17 protein-coding genes and 1 riboswitch are annotated in these 15,617 nt (G+C 45.0%); of the genes, 11 read left to right on the top strand and 6 right to left on the bottom strand.

Features of this window, described 5'->3' with window-relative positions; genetic code table 11:
• Positions 1-54: 54 nt before the first annotated feature.
• Complete coding sequence (locus tag ACR32F_RS26835; RefSeq protein WP_440112491.1) at positions 55-1,335, bottom strand: DUF2515 family protein; 1,281 nt, start codon at positions 1,333-1,335, stop codon at positions 55-57.
• Positions 1,336-1,481: 146 nt separating this feature from the next.
• On the opposite strand from ACR32F_RS26835, the gene ACR32F_RS26830 reads away from it, so the two are divergent.
• From ACR32F_RS26830 to ACR32F_RS26805, 6 genes are all read left to right on the top strand, one after another.
• Positions 1,482-1,826 (top strand): thioredoxin family protein, encoded by a 345-nt coding sequence (locus ACR32F_RS26830; RefSeq protein WP_440112490.1) that lies wholly within the window; start codon positions 1,482-1,484, stop codon positions 1,824-1,826.
• Between the two features lie 316 nt (positions 1,827-2,142).
• On the top strand, positions 2,143-3,081 hold the full coding sequence (locus ACR32F_RS26825) for a COX15/CtaA family protein (protein WP_440112488.1): 939 nt from the start codon (positions 2,143-2,145) through the stop codon (positions 3,079-3,081).
• 210 nt (positions 3,082-3,291) lie between these two features.
• Positions 3,292-4,020: a Cthe_2314 family HEPN domain-containing protein gene (locus tag ACR32F_RS26820; protein ID WP_440112486.1), complete on the top strand. Its 729-nt coding sequence runs from the start codon at positions 3,292-3,294 to the stop codon at positions 4,018-4,020.
• Positions 4,021-4,170: 150 nt separating this feature from the next.
• Positions 4,171-4,312: riboswitch (SAM riboswitch) on the top strand.
• Between the two features lie 126 nt (positions 4,313-4,438).
• Positions 4,439-5,473 (top strand): methionine ABC transporter ATP-binding protein, encoded by a 1,035-nt coding sequence (locus ACR32F_RS26815; RefSeq protein ID WP_440112484.1) that lies wholly within the window; start codon positions 4,439-4,441, stop codon positions 5,471-5,473.
• A 1-nt stretch (position 5,474) separates the two neighbouring features.
• Positions 5,475-6,134 carry a methionine ABC transporter permease gene (locus tag ACR32F_RS26810; protein WP_440112482.1) on the top strand — a complete coding sequence of 220 codons (660 nt, stop codon included), beginning with the start codon at positions 5,475-5,477 and terminating at the stop codon, positions 6,132-6,134.
• Positions 6,135-6,225: 91 nt separating this feature from the next.
• Positions 6,226-7,065 (top strand): MetQ/NlpA family ABC transporter substrate-binding protein, encoded by an 840-nt coding sequence (locus tag ACR32F_RS26805; protein WP_440112480.1) that lies wholly within the window; start codon positions 6,226-6,228, stop codon positions 7,063-7,065.
• A 115-nt stretch (positions 7,066-7,180) separates the two neighbouring features.
• Here ACR32F_RS26805 and ACR32F_RS26800 read toward each other — a convergent pair whose 3' ends face one another.
• The gene (locus ACR32F_RS26800) at positions 7,181-8,179 is read right to left on the bottom strand and encodes a DUF2167 domain-containing protein (protein ID WP_440112478.1); all 999 of its coding nucleotides are present in this window, start codon (positions 8,177-8,179) and stop codon (positions 7,181-7,183) included.
• Between the two features lie 264 nt (positions 8,180-8,443).
• On the opposite strand from ACR32F_RS26800, the gene ACR32F_RS26795 reads away from it, so the two are divergent.
• On the top strand, positions 8,444-9,223 hold the full coding sequence (locus ACR32F_RS26795; RefSeq protein ID WP_440112476.1) for an SDR family oxidoreductase: 780 nt from the start codon (positions 8,444-8,446) through the stop codon (positions 9,221-9,223).
• Positions 9,224-9,362: 139 nt separating this feature from the next.
• Here ACR32F_RS26795 and ACR32F_RS26790 read toward each other — a convergent pair whose 3' ends face one another.
• On the bottom strand, positions 9,363-9,608 hold the full coding sequence (locus ACR32F_RS26790) for a NifU family protein (protein WP_440112474.1): 246 nt from the start codon (positions 9,606-9,608) through the stop codon (positions 9,363-9,365).
• A gap of 80 nt (positions 9,609-9,688) precedes the next feature.
• Here ACR32F_RS26790 and ACR32F_RS26785 point away from each other — a divergent pair, with 80 nt between their 5' ends.
• Positions 9,689-9,943, top strand: a complete 255-nt coding sequence (locus tag ACR32F_RS26785) for a YuzB family protein (RefSeq protein ID WP_440112472.1) — start codon at positions 9,689-9,691, stop codon at positions 9,941-9,943.
• Here the strand turns inward: ACR32F_RS26785 and ACR32F_RS26780 are convergent.
• A complete protein-coding gene (locus ACR32F_RS26780; RefSeq protein WP_440112469.1) occupies positions 9,940-11,001 on the bottom strand; it encodes an NAD(P)/FAD-dependent oxidoreductase in 1,062 nt (353 codons plus the stop codon). The two genes, ACR32F_RS26785 and ACR32F_RS26780, sit on opposite strands and share 4 nt — an antisense overlap.
• A 208-nt stretch (positions 11,002-11,209) precedes the next feature.
• Positions 11,210-12,316: an aminofutalosine synthase MqnE gene (gene mqnE, locus ACR32F_RS26775; RefSeq protein WP_440112467.1), complete on the bottom strand. Its 1,107-nt coding sequence runs from the start codon at positions 12,314-12,316 to the stop codon at positions 11,210-11,212.
• Positions 12,317-12,758: 442 nt separating this feature from the next.
• Here mqnE and ACR32F_RS26770 point away from each other — a divergent pair, with 442 nt between their 5' ends.
• Positions 12,759-13,115, top strand: a complete 357-nt coding sequence (locus ACR32F_RS26770; protein WP_440112465.1) for a HesB/IscA family protein — start codon at positions 12,759-12,761, stop codon at positions 13,113-13,115.
• A 268-nt stretch (positions 13,116-13,383) separates the two neighbouring features.
• Here the strand turns inward: ACR32F_RS26770 and ACR32F_RS26765 are convergent, their stop codons facing one another.
• Positions 13,384-13,596: a helix-turn-helix domain-containing protein gene (locus tag ACR32F_RS26765; protein WP_440112463.1), complete on the bottom strand. Its 213-nt coding sequence runs from the start codon at positions 13,594-13,596 to the stop codon at positions 13,384-13,386.
• 514 nt (positions 13,597-14,110) lie between these two features.
• Between ACR32F_RS26765 and ACR32F_RS26760 the strand changes: the two genes are divergently transcribed.
• Both ACR32F_RS26760 and ACR32F_RS26755 read left to right on the top strand, forming a co-directional pair.
• Positions 14,111-14,641 (top strand): hypothetical protein, encoded by a 531-nt coding sequence (locus ACR32F_RS26760; protein ID WP_440112461.1) that lies wholly within the window; start codon positions 14,111-14,113, stop codon positions 14,639-14,641.
• A gap of 43 nt (positions 14,642-14,684) precedes the next feature.
• Complete coding sequence (locus tag ACR32F_RS26755; RefSeq protein WP_440120026.1) at positions 14,685-15,326, top strand: NAD(P)-dependent oxidoreductase; 642 nt, start codon at positions 14,685-14,687, stop codon at positions 15,324-15,326.
• Positions 15,327-15,617 lie beyond the last annotated feature (291 nt).

Genomic DNA, 15,617 nt, shown 5'->3' with positions numbered 1-15,617 from the left:
GAATATTTCTACGAAACGAAGCGGGGCAATATTCCTTCACGCAATCTGGTAACTTTAATGGATGATGGCTTTGGCATCATGGGCCAGTGCTGTTTTCAGCATGCCGTACCGGTGTTCGTGACTCATCTCGAACAGCCAGGGGCGGCGTGGTGCTGTCAGATGGCCGAGGCAATCGCGATTTTGTAGCCAATCCTGCCTTGTAATCGGTTCGTAGGGCGTATCGCCCCACACAGAAAGGAGCTCGGGACTATACAGTCGTTGACCTTCCGGCAGCCATTCCTGATCTAACAGCTCTTGACTATAAAATGCACGTTCTCCGGCTTCATCCTCATTAGCTGTGAACAGTCTTGGCCAATATTCAGCACGTGATCCACGATGGGGGACGGATTGTGCGAACTCCAGCACTTGTGTGTACACCTGCTCCACGCCAAACAACATGGCATATAAACCTTTGCCAAACATGATCCGCTCATCCAGCTTGCCAAAATGTTCAATCACTCGCCCTGCGAGTCCCGATCCACGTCCCAAAGGAAACACGATATGATTCAAGCCCGCCAGATTATGCAGATGGAATGCAGGTTTGGTCAGCACTTCTTTTTGAAAATAAGGATGCTGCACGACCCGGCTCTCAATATAATTCTGCTCATTAATAATTAATGCCACACTTAGCAAAGAACTGCTTCGTTCCAGCCAAAACCGCTCCCAGAAAGGAGTCATAAACACCGATACATGAAAATGGTCCAGCAAATGGAAGCAGCTCCGGCCAAGCCGGCGACTATGCATGTACAGTAAAAGCTGGGGATATGCATCCTGGAAAATGAGTGCATTGCAGCGCTCCAGCAACCGATACATATGCTCGCGATCCGTTTGATTTTGCAAATTGTGCATAAGATCACTCTGAAGATCGGTCATGTGATAACCGCCGTTGCGGGATACCATATGGGCAAGCAAAGCCCAATGCAGCTCGGGATATTGCTCGTAACATTCCAGATAAGCTGCTGTACGGGTAATGTTACTCCGATTGTTTTCCAGCGTTAATGTTTTGATCTCTTCCAGAATAATGCAATCCTCTTCACATACCAGTGCGCTGTGGGCATTTCGGACAGACGGGTTTTCACTCCCTGGCAATAAGCGCTCTATTTCAGATTGCAGGGTTGCCGCTGTATCGGAATCCCAAGCCATGTCACGCAAAGGGTGACGCAGCTGTGTGGAGGCTTGCCAAGCCGCCTGTTTCCCCCGCCACACTTCACGGGCCGCGCCGGGAATGGATCGAACAATCTGAAATATGGACCCATGATGGGGGGAATCGGATGAATCCGTTTTAACGGAAGTCATAACATGACATCCTTTCTTAATGTTCTGTATGTTTTATTTTCATATTTTTTACGCTGTTTATTCTAAGTATGTGCTGAATATTTGACTTCCACTCGGCAATTTGCTTCACTTAGGATAAGACAAGGTATAGAAAGGAAGATGCTGTAATGGAACAGATTACATCCAAACCGGAATTTGATGTAGCGATCCAATCTCCGCGTTTAACTGTAGCCATATTCAAGGCAGATTGGTGTGGGGATTGTAAGTACATCGATCCGTTTATGCCTGAGGTTGAAGAAAAGTATTCTCGTGAGATGACACTGATTGAGGTAGATGTGGATCAAGTGGGTACGGTTAGCGAAGAGCAGAACATTCTGGGCATCCCAAGCTTTGTAGCGTATACGGATGGACGGGAACTCGTTCGATATGTGAACAAGCTGCGCAAGTCGAGAGAAGAGATTGAGCAGTTCCTGGATCGGGCAGTTGAAGTGTATAAAACGATTCATAAATAAATGTTTAGCTGAAATATATAAAAGCATGACATGTTCATGTTGTAAAAGGGTATACTACAAACACGCCATTTCTCTTGAAGCAGGGGAATGGCGTTTGTATGTTCAGTCATTTTGGGAGAAACTAAATAGGGTACATATGTATTAATGACCTGTGGGTCAATATTTCGTCAGACGTTAACATTTTGTCACAAAGGGCGGCGTCAATGACACATTTATCCGTTATAATAAATTTAGTTGTGAAATAAGTGTCAAAGTACTGAATCAAGCGGAGAATATAGTTCTTCGCCATCTTAAACCAACAGCAGGTGAGAAAACATTGAAGCACTTAACCTTGTTTAAATGGTTAACCGTATTAACTTGTCTTGTCATGTTTCTGGCCACATTTGGCGGAGGCATCGTAACCAAAACGGAATCGGGTCTGGGTTGCGGCACGGAATGGCCTTTATGTAACGGGAAACTTGTGCCAGCACATACCGTTGCCTCACTTATTGAATATTCCCATCGCGCCGTAAGCGCACTGGCGGGGCTATTGTCCATCGCCTCTTTTGTTGCATTTCTGCGGTTTGGAAAATCACGCCGGGACCTGCAATTGTTTTCATTTTTAACACTAGTATTTGTTATTGTCCAGGGAATTATGGGGGCTTTTGCCGTCGTCTTCTCCCAATCCTCCGCGGTCATGGCACTGCATTTCGGCTTTGCACTGATCGCCTTTGCCAGTTCGCTTATGATGGCGCTGGGCATACGGCAGGAGGCTCGGGATGGTGGATTGGAACGTCTGAATAAGTACCCTCGGGTCAGTAAAAAATTCAGGAATCTGGTCTGGTTCTCCACGATCTATACGTACCTTGTGGTATACACAGGCGCTTTTGTGAGTCATACGAATTCTGCTGGAGGATGCTCTGGATTTCCGCTCTGTAACGGGCAGATTATCCCCGAGCTCTCGGGAGGGGTAGCTGTTGCTTTTGCTCACCGTGCAGCTGCTGCGTCGTTAGTGATTGTTATAGCCATTTTGGGTCACTTCGCCTATCGCAAACATCCGGATAACAAGGAAATGCAGACCCTTGGCGTGGTATCCGTTGTTCTAATCCTACTGCAAGTGGTTATTGGTATCTGTATGATGTTTACAATGAGTCGTCCGGAAGTATATATGTTTGTAGCACTGGCTCATATGTTGGATATTGCCATTTTGTTCGGTGTGTTAACGTATATGAGTTTCCTCGTGTACAAGCTGCATCGCCCGGTTAATCGTTTCTAACCTATTTGAACTCCAATAGCCCAGCTATAACCCAATGAAAAGTCCACCCCCATTGATGTAGATCATTGGACAGGTGGACTTTGTTTGATGTCAGGCATGTCAGGGCAACCTATTGTAAGCAGCAATTGCACGTTTACTCTAATTCCGAATTTGTTTAATATGATGAATGATTAGATTATGACTTTGTAGGGTGGAAAGAGGAGGTTATATATGCTGCGAACGTTGCTGGGGGAAAAGCCGCGTACAAACGAAGGACTACTGAAGGAAGCAATGAATGCAATGGCGGATACGCTTGAGCTATTTCAGCGGCAGATGCATGTGGATCATGATCCCACTCATGACTACCGGAAACTGTATGTGTGGACCCAGGGACTCATATCCTCGCTGGACGAACTGGAGCAAAGCTGCTTTGCTGCATCCCATTTTCGCAAAAAAGTCGTCGCGGGCTCCACAGACGATATGACGATAACAGAAAAAGCGGAATATGCCCGTTACGTCTATTTCTACAAGGATGGATTCATCCGCTGTTTTGCTATTCTGGATAAGTTGGGAACCGTGTTAAATGAAATATTTGAGTTGAATACATCTCATGCCAAAGCTCATTTTTCTTATTATACCGTGCTAAGACAGTTCGATTATGCCAGGGATCATCGTAATCTTGCCCTGCAATTGATTCAAATCAAGGACTCATACCGTGAACCGATGAGCAAACTGCGCAAACGACGTAATATGGAGATTCACTACATGAACTCCGAAATGCAGGATGATCTATGGCAGCTACACCAGACCATGCAAGGGAAAGTGAAACTGGAGGATCTGGATCAGCATCTACTGGAAATGCGTCAGGGTGTGGATATGGTTTGTGAAACGTTAACAACTTCTTACCGCTATATTAATAATATATGGCATAAGCAGGGTAAGAAAAAATTAACACAGTAAAAGATTGCAATAATTCCCTTTGACAAGTCGGAATACTTGGAATATACTGAGTTTCAATCAAGTTTTACACGAATATAACTGATATTTAAAAGTTCGTTTACATTATAAAGCATAAACTACATGAACTTATAGAATTCTACAACATCATATTTCTTATCGAGAGCGGCGGAGGGACAGGCCCGATGAAGCCCGGCAACCGATTTATAACTAGATGACAGCTGTGTCATTCGTTATAGATGTTAGGTGCTAATTCCTACAAAATGGTGCAAGACACGATTTTGGCAGATGAGAAGGTATTTTCTTTCACGTGAAGAGCCCTTTTTGTTTCTGCAAAAGGGGCTCTTTTTTATATGCCGAAGGGGAGTTTTCCCTTCTTTCGGGTAAAGATACATGTAGGCGTTGGGAAGGAGTAGTCATTTTGATTGAATTAAAAGGTTTAACGAAGACGTACGGCAAGGGTGGAAAATCTACAACGGCGTTATCCGACCTGGATCTGAGCATCCGTAAGGGTGAAATATATGGGGTAATCGGGCATTCCGGGGCAGGTAAGAGTACGTTGATCCGCTGCATTAATCTACTGGAACGTCCCACTGCGGGGGAAGTATGGGTCGATGGTGTCAATCTGACCACACTCAACAAGACCGAATTGCAGCAGCAAAGACGCAAGATCGGTATGATTTTTCAACACTTTAATCTGCTATCCTCTGCAACGGTATATGACAATGTGGCTTTTCCGTTAAAGCTCGTGAATACACCCAAGGAAGCGATGGATCGCAAAGTTAAGGAAATGCTCTCCCTGGTTGGTCTGGAGCACCATAGCAATAAATATCCGGCCCAATTATCAGGTGGACAGAAGCAACGTGTAGGAATTGCAAGAGCACTTGCGAGTGATCCGAATGTACTTCTCTGTGATGAGGCTACCTCAGCACTTGACCCGCAGACGACCAATTCGATCTTGAAATTGTTGCTCGACATTAACGAAAAGTACAACCTCACGATTGTTCTGATCACACATGAGATGCACGTAATCCAGAATATCTGTGACAAGGTGGCTGTCATTCATCAGGGTGGCATTGTGGAACAGGGGCCTGTCACAGACGTATTCCTGAAGCCACAGCATGCGATAACACGTGACTTCATGCTGCGTGACCACGAAGCTGGAATTGCATTGGAAGAAACCGCCCTGGCGAATTCAGATGTTCAATTGCAAGCAGATGGTTCTTCGAAACTTGTGAAAATATCGTTTTTGGGCAATAAAACGTATGAGGCGATTTTGTCTAGAACGGTACGTAAGACGGGTGTAGATTTCGCCATCCTGCAAGGCACCATTTCAACGATCAAGCAAGTTCCCTACGGACAGCTTACGGTTCGGTTTGAGGGTGATACGAATGCGATTAACCTTACGGTTACTGAATTGATATCGCAGGGACTTGATGTGGAGGTGCTTCGTTAACATGGATTTTTCAACCGTACGTTGGGAAGAGATTGGTACAGCTTCAATAGAGACATTGCAAATCCTGGGCGCTTCTGGCTTGTTCACCATTATTATTGGTTTGCCGCTTGGCGTATTACTTTTCATGACAGCAAAATCCGTCTCAACGCAGTCACGCGTGGTGTATTCTGTTCTGTCATTGATTGTAAATATTCTGCGTTCGATTCCGTTTATCATACTGATTGTAGCCCTTATTCCGTTCACTCGTTCACTGGTTGGTACGGCTACAGGGGTGCTGGGCGTTATACCGCCTCTCGTTATTGCAGCAGCTCCTTACTTCGCTCGATTAGTTGAAACGACTCTGCGTGAAGTCGATCGGGGTGTCATTGAAGCAGCACAGGCGATGGGAGCATCTACCGGACAGATTGTAAGACGGGTGTTGCTGCCTGAGGCTTTACCTGGTCTGCTTGCGGGTATTACGATCACCATCGTTACGCTTGTTTCTTATACGGCGATGGCGGGGATGGTTGGCGGTGGAGGGCTGGGGACACTGGCAATCAACTATGGATACTTCCGTTATCAGAATGAAATTATGATCATTTCCGTTGTATTTATGGTCATATTGGTGCAGATTCTGCAGATGGCTGGAGATCGCTTGGTTACATTGTTCACCAGGAAATAACACATAGACAGCAGGTGGCATCCAATTCAATCCTCAATCTTGAAAAAGGATGGAACTTGCAAAAAAAATGATTAGTGAAGGGGTTTTACACATGAAAAAATGGTCTTTTGCTCTACTTAGTCTTATGCTGATTGCAGTACTGGCTGCATGCGGAAACAACAAGGATTCCGACAGCGGGGCGGACAATGCTGGAGGCGCACCTCGCACCGTAGAATTGAAAGTAGGAGCTTCGCCTACGCCACATGCGGAGATTCTGGAGAGTATTAAACCTGAACTTGAAGCCCAGGGCATTCGCTTGCAAGTTGTAACGTTTAATGATTATGTACAGCCGAACCAGCAACTCGCTGACAAAAAACTGGATGCAAACTTCTTCCAACATCAGCCTTACCTGGATACGGAAAATAAAGAACGCGGATTTAACCTCGTTACTGTAACTCCTGTGCATGTTGAACCTTTTGGCGGATACTCCAAAAAGATCAAGTCTTTGGATGAATTGAAAGACGGTGCAAAAGTAGCAATTCCGAATGACCCATCCAACGGTGGACGTGCACTGTTGCTGCTTGCGAAGGAAGGCGTTATCACCCTGAAAGACAACACGAATATCACATCCACCATTCAGGACATTACAGCGAATCCGAAAAATCTGGATATCATTGAGCTGGATGCAGCCATGATGCCTCGTCAATTGGATGAAGCGGATCTGGTATTTATCAACGCCAACTACGCTCTGGAAGCCAACCTTAATCCTGAAAAAGATGCTTTGCTGATTGAAGACCTGCAAGGTAATCCATACGCGAACATCCTCGTTTCCCGTGAGGACAATAAAGATGCAGATGCAATCCAGAAACTTGCGGCTGCCCTGCATTCCGAAGAGGTTAAAACATTCATCAAGGAACGTTATAAAGGTGCAGTTGAACCTGCAACTGAATAATTCCTTAAGATGATATGAATCTTGTACAAAATAAGCCGTATATCTCTGTTACAGAGATATACGGCTTATTTTATGTTTTTTAATATGGACAGGTTAGTCGGAAATTTAACATATGTCATGGTTTGGCATCGTCGGATTGCTGTTCAGATTTGCGATAATAGGATAATTCATTCTGTTCTGCATACTGCTGCTCATCCGCATCTTGTAGATAGGCCTTTTCAGTAGGGGACAGCTTTTCATCATCGGTATTCGACGTTTTCATTTGGTATCTGATCCAGCCTAGCAAACCAGGAACTACAACAAGGATTATGGCCCATCCTTTTTTAAGCAGAAGGAGAAGACTGAATTTTAGACCAGCCGTGTAACCAATCCCGCCCAGAAGAAGGCTTTTGAGACCCACGGTGGATGTTTTGTCAGTTGAGGCATTATACTCCTCGTATGTGTACCCCGTATTGATGCTTAGGTTATTAAGAACCGTTTCTTCAAATGCTAGGCGACTCTGCTGGAAATTGGCCGTCTCTGTGACAAGAATAGCAGTGATGTATCCTTCGCGTGTCAGGATCTTTACATTGTAATTGACCATGGCTTGCTGAGAAGCATCCTTGAAACCAAGAGAATAAATCAAAAGATGCTTATTACTGTCATACGTCGGTTCAATTTCCCACCCCGTAACGTACATTTTATCTACATCTGCTGCATCTCTGTTTTCTTCTTCGATGCCCCGGATGTAGCTGCTTAACAGTTCTTCAGCATCAAGATTTTGGTCTTTATCATCGATATGACCTGTCCTTACGTACTCAAACACGACATACCATGAGCCGAATTGACCGGTGCTGTATAGACTTCCGATCTCATTCCCATTAGGTTTCGCATCACTGTTCAGCATAGAACGCTGGGTGTTAGCCTTATCCAGATAGGTGTGATCCTCGGTGATTTGCAGGGTTGCCTTATCATCCAGGGATACAGTTGCTGGTCCTTCAATCCAGTCATACTCATAGGGGGATTTGTCTGTATCGTTTGCTGCCAATACCTGTACGGCGAATAGGGATGGTAACAAACTGACGAGTATAACGAGTAGAATTATAAATGGAAACCGTAGGTGTCTTTTCTTCATTTCAATATCCTTTCTGAGTAGGTAAGAACGTATCGAACGTAACATATGTATCTAAAAGTAGGCTAGGTATTTTTGGATATATAGTATTATATTCCCTTTAAAGAACACTGTTGTTTCCGTTTATCAAAGGGATAAACGAATAGGATGTAGTTGTCAGTTTACACTTTTTGGCATACGAAACAGTTTGGTGGGATTCGTGAGTTGTGAGGGGCTGATAAATCTTTTATACTGGATGAGTGACTGTCTTTGAAGAGGGGGATGAACGTGAAGGGAAAGATTGCCCTCATAACGGGAAGTGCCAAAGGTCTTGGTAAAATGACGGCCCTCACTCTGGCAGATCAAGGGTGTCATATTGCGCTCAACTACGTACACAGCAGAACAGAAGCTGAGGCGTTAGAGGCTCAGATCATAGCCAAGGGTGTGCGATGTATTGCTATTCAGGCTGATATATCCAAGCCGAAAGAGATCACTAGTCTGGCTGCACAGGTGGAAGACAAGCTGGGGAGCATCGATATCTTGGTGAATAACGCCGGTCCTTTTGTCCGTGAACGCCGTTTATTTGCAGATTACACCGAAGCTGAGGTTCAGATGCTCGTGCAGGGCAACCTGCTCGGACCGATGCTGCTGGATCAGTTGGTGTTGCCGGAGATGCGCCGCAAGCAGTGGGGACGGATTATTCATTTTGGCTTCAGTCATGCGGGAGAAGCGAGGTCATGGCCTCATCGTGCGGTATATGCTGCTGCCAAGGTAGGTCTGGTTTCATTTACAAAGACACTTGCTGTGGAGGAAGCTCCTTACGGTATTACGGTTAACATGGTATGTCCAGGTGATATTCGCGGTGCCAACAAAGAGAAAACGATTGATGAGATGGCAGGCATAACCGACGAGGAAACGCCGAGAGGACGTCCTGGAAGTGGTGAAGATATTGCGCGAGTGATTACTTATCTGTGTCTGGATCATTCCGATTTTATAACAGGCAACATTATGGATGTATCGGGAGGACTTGATCCGATTCGGCCTACTATACAGCGTGAGGATGCATAAGTGTAGATGTTTGGGATGAGATATGACACACTACAGGGTAGAGTGGAGCAAAAATAATTCCTGCATATATGCAAAAAAAAAGAGCCCTCCGCTTCATGCGAAGCGAAAGGCTCTTGAGGTTTATTTCGTGAAGGATTGATTAGAATACTTGTACAACTTCTTGTACACCCTCAACTTCTTCGAGAAGGGCGCGTTCAATCCCGGCTTTCAAGGTAATGGTGGAGCTTGGGCAACTGCCGCAGGCACCGACCAGTTTCAGCTTAATGATGCCGTCCTCCACGTCGACCAGTTCCACGTCACCGCCATCGCGTTGCAGGAACGGACGAAGTTTATCAAGCACATCAAGTACTTCATCATACATGGTGCTTTGTGCGTTTTCGCTCATCTTTTTCAACTCCTTTCCTTACTATATTATATTACACTTGGCCATAAATTCAAATGGTCAAACAAAGCAGGTGAACCTACATGAGACCGATTATTGAATTTTGTGCCAATAATATGCATTTTGGTACAGATGAAGTCATGGAACAACTGGAAGAAAATCCAGACTATGATGTGATTGAATATGGCTGCCTCACCAACTGCGGTCAATGTTATATGACTCCTTTTGCCCTGGTGAATGGCGAAGTGGTCATCACCGACAAAGTGGAAGATTTATATAACGCCATATTGGCCAAAATTGCTGAAGCCGATGCCTGGAGCGAGCTGGATCTCGATTAACCGAGATGACGCTTGGACATCCAGAGCACGCCGCTTTTTAGAATACGTGGCACACGTCCCATCATGGACGTTTTGCCCATCAGCCCAAATCCAGCCTTCTTGCCAAGTGCACCAAGTGTGCCACGAAGCTTGAGAGGGTGCGGATTGGGCTTTTCGCCTTTCCAGAGGGCATGCTGAATATGGGCGATCTGTTCACCCTGTACTTCGGCAGCCTGACCACTTGGTGCATAAGGCACGCTGGCACAGTCTCCCACCACATAAACATCAGTATGTTCCGGAATTTGATAGTATTCATTCAAGACGACACGACCTTGAGGGTCTTTAGTCACATCGAGGTCCTGCACGACTTTTACGGGTTGAATGCCTGCGGTCCAGACGACGGCATCCGTCAGAATTTCTTCATCCCGGTTATAAATGGCGTTCGGTTCAACGCGTGAAATGGCGATATGCCCACGAGTCTCGACCTGATGTTCGTTGAACCATTCATGAACATAAACAGACAATCGTTGCGGGAAAGCAGATAATACACGCTCGCCTCGATCCAGGATGCTGATGTTCAGATCCGGTCTGCTCTCACGAAGCTCAGCAGCAATCTCGACGCCGCTTAATCCACCGCCAACAATATGCACGTTTCCATAGGCTTTGATTTCATTGAGACGCAGGTAGGTTTCCCGTGTTTTGCTGAAGCTTTGAATGGTACAGCTATATTCTTCGGCTCCTGGCGTGTTATGGAATCGGTCTGTGCATCCAAGTCCAATAACCAGCTTGTCATATTCCAGCGGGTCCTGGCCTTCAAACTCAATCTGGCGCTGCTCCAGGTCAATCGAAGTTACTTCTCCATAACGGTAAGTGACTTTGTCGCTGACTGGGAATTGAATACGCAGCTCATAATCCGAGACGGTCCCTGCTGCGAGTGCGTAATATTCGGTCTTTAATCCCTGAAAAGGGCTACGGTCCACCAGTACAATCTGTGTATCGGATGGAATTTTACCTTCCAGAAGTTCCTTAACGATCGTGAGGCCACCGTAGCCGCCTCCCAGAATTACGAAGTTTTTCATGACTCGGCTTCCTTTCTCATCAGTCCCGTGTGAACGGGGCTGTAACCTGTGAAGCAGCTATGTAATTACATAGCTGCTCCTTATGTTTTTATTTTAAATATTGAAAAAATGAAATTCAAAATTACAGATATATTTTAGCAATATGCCTCACTCCATTCCAAACGTCCCCGGGTAAAATGAAAGTCGTTGGTAGAGTGATGCAATGTGCTTATTCGTACACTTGGATCTCATTATAGAATGTATCGCGCTCAACCGGAATGCGGCCTGCACCTTTGACCAGCCAGATCAACTCTTTGCGAGTTAAACCTTCTGGCGTAAGTGCACCAGCAGCATGGCTGATCTTCTCGCGCACAATCGTACCGTGTACATCGGAAGCACCAAAGCTGAGTGCAACCTGAGTTAATTGTGGACCAATGTTAATGAAGTAGGCTTTAACATGTTGGATGTTATCCAGCATCAGACGGCTGATGGCAATGGTTTTGAGATCCTCGTAAGCCGAGTTACGGCGCATAATGCTTGCACTCTTGCTTTTTGGCTGCATGGAGAGTGGGATAAAGACCATGAATCCGTTAGTCTCGTCCTGCAGTTCGCGAATTTGTACCATATGGTTCACACGGTCCTCATAGGACTCGATTGATCCGTACAGCATCGTTGTGTGTGTACGCATGCCGAGCTTGTGAGCGGTGCGGTGAACTTCGAGATAACGATCCACGTTCGCTTTATCTACACGCATTTTTTTGCGGTATTCATCGGATAGAATCTCTGCTCCACCACCAGTGAGTGATTTCAAACCTGCTTTTTGCAGTTCCTGTAGTACTTCTTTGATGCTCAGTCCGCTGATGCGGGTGAAGAAATCGATCTCGGCTGCTGTGTAAGCTTTGAGCGTGACATCTGGATATTTCTCGTTTAAAGCACGCAGTGAATCGACATAATATTGAAATGGAACATGATTGTTATGTCCGCCTACGATATGGAATTCACGTACGCCTGGATGAATATGCTGTTCCACATATTCGATCATTTCCTCACCGGATAAGGTGTAAGAGCCATCTTCGCCCTGATCTTTACGGAAATTACAGAAAGCGCAGTGGGCTTCACATACGTTCGTAAAATAAAGGCTCATGTTTTCGATGAAATACACTTTCTTGCCATTCTTCCGCAGGTTAGCCTCATTGGCCAGTTGACCTAACGTCAGCAGATCATCCGTTTCATACAGATAAACGCCGTCTTCTACGCTCAGCCTTACGCCGTTCTGCACTTTCTCCACGATTTCAGCCATTCTTTTGTCTGTGAACGGTGTTACCAATGTAGACATGTTGTATCCTCCTGTTCTTTACCGGAATGAGTTGGTGTGTAGGACTTGCTTACAGAACTACATAGAAAAGATGCGGACAGCTGCCGCCTCTTATATGAACTAACTCTTCATTACCCGGTGCAGCGTGTGCTGCGTACGTAAAACTAATTTTTTCGTTAAAATGAGTCCTGAGACTCTATATGCATTGGGGACTGCGTGCAGTCTCGAAATGTGAAAAAAATTACAACTCCATATATGACCATCACCTGAATAAGTCATGACAAAATATCGACATTTCAGAACGATCACCTATTCATTATAAACCTCGTGTCCCGGGGGTTCAATACACTGGGAAGAAAAAGGAGTGCAAGCGGAACACGGAAACAGGCAAACATGACTTGAGACCCTTGACGGGGTGGAGTATAATTTAAGGAAGAGTTAACGAAAAGGAGAGTGACCTGGCATGATTAACATCAGCGAAACGGCTGCTGACAGATTGAAAGAAATGCTTGCACAGCAAGAGACACCTGGTATGTTCTTGCGTCTTGGCGTAGCACCGGGCGGTTGCACCGGATTTTCGTACGCCATGGGCTTTGACGATAAAGAGTCCGATGAGGACCTCTATATGGATATTCAGAGTATGAAGGTTGTTGTGGAGAAGGAGAACCTGAAATACCTGGATGGTCTCGAAATTGATTTTGAAGAGTCCGGTATGTCCGGCGGCTTCACTATTCATAATCCGAACGCAGTAGCAACATGCGGCTGTGGTTCATCCTTCCGTACGAAGGAAGATGCAGGCGTACCGGATAAGGATTGTTAAGATAGGTAATAGATCACGGCCTCTATGGTGTATTAGTCTTGTACTAATTATGCTGTGGGGGTCTTTTTGTTATGGGGTGAAGGAGCGTGTAGAGAATAAGTACATTAAGGAAATCCGATTGGGAAGCAAAAAAAGCTTCTTTAAGAAGATGCTCACAAATGATCCCCCTGCATCACGGAATTACTTTAAATCAGTGGCGTATTTCCCCCCAGGCGCGTATTCCCAAGACAAAAACCACCTAAAAAGAGCCGTATATTGAACGGCCCTCTTAGTCTTTCTCAATTATAATAAGCTCTGAAATGTCATCGATTTCAAGCGCGTCCGCAATCTTAATTAACGTCTTGAGGTTGATCTGTTCGCGGATATTCCGAGACATCTCCGAGATCGCGGCTTGTCTAACATTTGATAACTCTGCGAGTTGTGTTTGCGTTAATCCCCTCTCGCTCATGACCTCATTAAGGCGAATTCGTATCCTTCTCATATGTACACCTTCCCTTAAATGACATTATAACGAATATACAGATATGCGTAAATAAAGTGTTGATTATATACTAAAAGGCGTATATACTTAATTACGAATAAACGTATATAAGTATATTTTGATGGATTTAAAATTGCACGTTGTGCTCGAACGAAATACCTCTCTCATAAAACATTTGCAAAGGAGGGAATAAAGCGGGTTACATATCTATCAACAGAAGAGCACATAGGGTAAATATGGTCTAAATGCATATGACATTTCCCGAAATGATTCGTGATCTTGCAGATTGACTAACATGTACAAATCACTACCTAAATAATCTTCGGGTATCCATGGAAGCTGCCGGGCCTGGAATAGCATGTCCAGAATAGAAGGGAGAAATAGTCATGATTGTAGTCAATATTATATTTACTTCGCATAACAAAGGAAAAATGAAGTTTTCATGTTACTTCGAATGGTTAGAAATGAGCCAATTCATCTATGCTTTTATCATCATTACGAAAGCATGTGAATCATGAACAGCCATGACCACTTCAAACATGGCTCGGTTGCTTTCACACCATTTGATGATGAAGAGTATTATCATTACGAAGGATATGTACTGAACGAACGCTATATATTTTTCATCGACGAGAATGTATTATGGCTTCGCCAAGTCCAGCAGGACCCGAATGATCCCAATCAATACATGGATGGAGAGAGTGGAGGGATAGCGATTGGGAATAATGTTAAAGGGAATGTGCTTAATCTGACGACCGAGCTTGTTACTCACTTGCGCAGCATGGACGCTTTGGATTTCCTGACGCAAATTCTGCTATGGACGCCTGAGCGATGTGACTTTAACTTGCAATTGGACCGTCTTATCTTAGATCAGAGCCACCACCCACGTGGACAAACTGTACAGGCTGCACTTTTAAAAAACAAGGTCAAGAGCCCTTTTACTATCACAATAACTCTGGCAAAAGAGTCCGTATCTGAATACGTATCATTTTTGAAAAAGAGAAAGTTGACAATTCATATTGTAACTACTATAGTTACAATATGAAGTTTGGAACTGGAATATACATTAATCCAAAGGAGAGATTATGATGAAAATTGCAATCATTGGCGCAACAGGCAAAGCGGGAAGTTTGATTTTGAAAGAAGCAGTGGACAGAGGCCACGAGGTTACAGCCATCGTTCGCAACGCATCCAAATTGGAGGATAAAAGCTTAAACGTACTTGAAAAAGACGTATTCGACTTGACCTCTGAAGATGTGAAGGCGTTTGATGTCATTGTGAATGCGTTTGGTGCGCCAGCTGGTAAAGAGAACCTACATGTTGAGGTTGGACAAGCTCTAATCAGCATTCTGAAAGATGCACCGAATACTCGCCTAATCGTGGTGGGCGGAGCAGGTAGCCTGTTCACAGACGAGTCGAAGACTCTGCGTGTCGTAGATTCTCCGGGATTCCCTGATGCATACAAAGCAACAGCGACCAATCAAGGGCAAAACCTGCAGGATCTGCAAGCATCCTCCGGCATTCAATGGACGTTCCTGAGCCCGGCTGGATTCTTCAACCCGGAAGGCGTACGTACTGGCAAATACCAAGCAGGTCATGACGTGATGATCGTAAACAGTCAAGGTAACAGCTATATCAGCTATGCGGACTATGTCATTGCTTTGGTGGATGAGATAGAAAATCCACAACACATCAACGAGCGTTTTTCCGTCGTTGGCGAAGTGAAGTAATTTAACTTTATAAACACAATAAAAAACGGACGCCAATCGTTATTAGATTAGCGTCCGTTTTTTATGGCGTATACGGAAAGAATTATTTACGTTAAGACTTCATTAAGTGTTAACAAAAAGAGGGAACCCACCTAAACTGCTACCTAAACCGGAAAAGGCGCTGCTCCCGAATTGGAGCAGCGCCTTCTCCTCTTACCCAACCGTGTGACTAAACACGTTTTAGAAGTGTCTCGTAAGCAGTAGACGTAGTGGAGGGGACGGAGTCGATTCTGGAGAAGCGAAGCGTTCGCC

This window comes from Paenibacillus hebaui (assembly GCF_051934385.1).
Taxonomy (GTDB): Bacteria; Bacillota; Bacilli; order Paenibacillales; family Paenibacillaceae; genus Paenibacillus.
Note: the sequence above shows the minus strand (reverse complement) of the source record. Positions and strands in the feature narration are given on the sequence as shown.